The following is a 3471-nucleotide window of genomic DNA, read 5'->3' on the forward strand; positions in this document are numbered from 1 at the left end:
CAACCAAGAGAAGAAATAGTATTTCCTTATATTCAATTCCGTAGCGGTTTTAACCTTCTTGTAATTATCAATTATCCATTATCAATTATCCATTATCAATTATCCATTAATGAAAAGTATTTTCAGTTTAATGAAGTATATAACTTCTTTCTTGAAACAAAATTATCTTGAGCGAAAAATTGTGGTCTCCTTTTAAGGGGTATAAAAAAAGGAGGATATTCCTGATGTCAAGCCTTCTTATTGCAGAGGTACTGATTACTGATAACTGAAATGACTCACTCTATATATTGAGCTTAAGAATCATTTAGATTCTATCTTCCCAGTCTGGTTTTCCCTGTGAAAAAAATTGGATATATGCTTTAAATGCAAAACAGCTTATAATAAGGTAGTGATAAATAAGTAATTATTTTTTTTCATATACCTTGTAATAATTAAAGGAGTATAGTAACTAATATCCTGACATATTTAGGAATATCTTCTAAAATAATATCGCTGTTGCGCAGTGATGAATGATTTTAGATTTTTGATGAACAGGGTTTTTGATTAATCAATTGCTAGAATAATTAATATTAGTTTTTTTAGTCAAAGTCTCAACTAATTTTTGGTAATATTATTCCGTAATATGCAACCCCAAAATAATACGTAAGTTTGGTAGATAAAAGAGATGATAATTTTCACCTATTTCCTATGCCCTCTTTTGAGAAGAAACATCAGTAAACTTGGTTTAGAATATTAATAATGTCCTCAAACCTCTAGACAGTTCTCGGAGAAAAAAATGGTTCTGTATTTTATATTTTTAGATAACAAATGCAAAAATGGGAATATATATTGGTAGATGCTAGTCCTTATCCTTTTGGAGATAAGTTGATTAACATATATATTAATGGTCAAGAATGGCGAGACTGGAAAGACAAAGAATTACACGAGTTAGTTAATTACTTAGGCCATGAAGGATGGGAATTAGTAGCTATTCGCCATGACTCAAAAAATGATAATAATTACTTCATATTTAAACGCCCTAAAATGACATCAAATTAAGACTTTGTTGCATAGAATAATATCTCGATCGGGGTTAACTGTATGTCGAGATAGATAAGTTAATAAATATGATAATCCTGTTTCGTCTTACATAAAATTGGTATAAGACTTAAAAACTAAAACCTACCACATAACACCATTTTAAGAACTTCAGCTAATATCTTAAGTAGGGCTTACTGATTAAATATAGCGCGCATTGACTGATATGGATTTTAGGTAATTTGATGTTTGGAAAAAGTATGAGCTTTTCAGCAAGTGATTGTTAAAAAAGTGAGGATTTTCGGCCGTGTGCTACCCGAAAAATTACTCTGACTATTGTTTTGGCCACTGAATCTGTAATTCCCATTGCTTCTACGTCCTAACTACTCCCTACTCCCTACTCCCTACAAAGAGTAAAAAAACTTTCCATACGCAAACCCTAAGTATCTGATTGATTTAATCTTTTTTGCCATTCAGCATCAATTTTATCTGCTTGTTCAGCTTCCTGTTCTAGGATACTCTTTTCAGTTGTATATGCTAGGCTTTCACGATCAATAACAGTTTCACTAGCAAATTTTTTAGCATATTCAATCTTTTGTTTTAACTGACGATCGGCATGATTCAAAGTAATAACTCTTTTCTGCCTTTGTTGATTCCGTGCCTCTACTTTACCATTACGCCATTGTACCCAAAAATAACGAATTAAAGGTAAAACTAAAAAACCAACACCATAAACTAGTAAAAGAGGATAAATAACTTCCACAAAAGAAATAAATCCTCCTATCTGAGCTGCTACCGTACCATCTTCTAGCAAAGAACCCAAAACTAAAGCACCAACAAAATTCACAGCACCTAACCCAGTTGCTAACATTATTTGACCGGAATTTGCCTCACTAAACCGCCAAAGTTTTTCCTTTAAAAATGCAGAAATAGGTTGAGAATTCCACCCTTTTGCTGTTGCTTGTAACTCAGGAAAATGATAAACAATTTGACCCTCAGAACTAACCTCCGGACGACCATTAAAACGAGTTAATACTGGTAAAATATACTCTTCATATTCCAAAGCATAACCTTTACCCAAATCATCTAAATAAGGAGCAATTTGTTCAGCAACTACCGCTCCTTGATTATTTTTAATCACAGTAGCGATCGCCTGCCAACGCCGTTCATCTAAATTTAAATTTGGGTTGCCATCTCCAAACAAAAAAGAAAACACAGCTTCAAAAAAATTCATCTCATTTTTTTTGCTTTGAGAATAATTTTCTTGTCTTTGACGCTGATATTTTTGTCTTTGATACTGATATCTATAGGGTCGGTCATAATAACCCCAATTAAACCACAAAAACCAATTATAACTAAACCAAAACCGAGGGATAAAAATCATCCCGCCACCAGAATTGTTACTGCTACCACCTGAGTCATTTCGATCGCTACTAGAATTAAGAGAAATCACAATAATAGTAATAGCAGCTAGTATAATTACAAGAGAAAGTATCAACAAAATACCAAAAGAAATCCTGATTAAATAAAACAATACTCGCCAAACTTTCTCCCACCATTCTCGCCATCTTAACCGCCAGAATTTATTCCTTAAGATACCTCTAAAATTCTTAGGAAATAAATAAGCAATTTCTCCCGCTTCTGATACTTGTAGATGACCGCCAGCATCTGTAGCTAAAGCTAATAATCCTTGTTCTGCCACTTTAACATCTAATCCAGCTTTAGCCGCCACATCTCCCACAGTAACACGGTAGTCCAAATTCTCCACGGCTGTCATTATTGCAGGATTTGGAGTCATAACATTACCTCTGAACTTAATTTACTTATCTACTTTAAATTATAGACAAACAATAATCTATCTAGGAGTTAAGCATTTAGCTATCAGTTATTAGCAGTCAGCTATCAAAACGCTATAATAATTGGGGAAATTACTCCATAAAAATTTTCCTCAAAAAATGTAGAAGTTACCAGGTAGATAAAATCTAGTTTGATGCCCTTTTATCCATACTTTTAATTCTTTCTCAGTCACTCAATCTTGATTCAGACTTCATTCGATCATAAACTATAGCATAAGTAAGAAAGTGGATTATTCATATTTGATTATTTATCTTGTGGAGTGCTACGAAAACAGCTATTCCGTCACTCAATAGTAGTAAAAGAATCTCATTGAGTTTCAAATATTGAATAAAAACACTAGATGATGAATGAGATTTATGTTCTTCACTTTATTCCAGTTTATGCATAATTCATATTGCTTAATAAATACTAATTGATATCTCTTGCCATCCTATTTTAATTGTAATTTTTAGGGAAAGAGTTAGTAGTTACAAACGAAGTACAGAGATTAACAATTGAATTTTTCCAGTGCGGGCATCTTGCCCGCGATGTGTGTACCTCTCATAACTTTGGAAACTGCTTTCATTAATGGATAATGGATAATTGATAATTGATAAT

General features: G+C 32.6%; 2 protein-coding genes. One reads left to right on the forward strand and one right to left on the reverse strand.

Features of this window, described 5'->3' with window-relative positions; all coding sequences use genetic code 11:
* Positions 1-807 precede the first annotated feature (807 nt).
* The gene (locus tag AC3DU7_RS28945; RefSeq protein WP_488042711.1) at positions 808-1038 is read left to right on the forward strand and encodes a hypothetical protein; all 231 of its coding nucleotides are present in this window, start codon (positions 808-810) and stop codon (positions 1036-1038) included.
* Between the two features lie 418 nt (positions 1039-1456).
* On the opposite strand, the gene AC3DU7_RS28950 is transcribed toward AC3DU7_RS28945, so the two are convergent.
* The gene (locus tag AC3DU7_RS28950) at positions 1457-2815 is read right to left on the reverse strand and encodes a hypothetical protein (RefSeq protein WP_488042712.1); all 1359 of its coding nucleotides are present in this window, start codon (positions 2813-2815) and stop codon (positions 1457-1459) included.
* Positions 2816-3471: the final 656 nt, after the last annotated feature.

This window comes from Okeania sp., from assembly GCF_983059655.1.

Coding starts and splice junctions, on each gene's coding strand:
- AC3DU7_RS28945 (WP_488042711.1), top strand. CDS start 808: ATGCAAAAATGGGAATATATATTGGTAGATGCTAGTCCTTATCCTTTT.
- AC3DU7_RS28950 (WP_488042712.1), bottom strand. CDS start 2,815: ATGACTCCAAATCCTGCAATAATGACAGCCGTGGAGAATTTGGACTAC.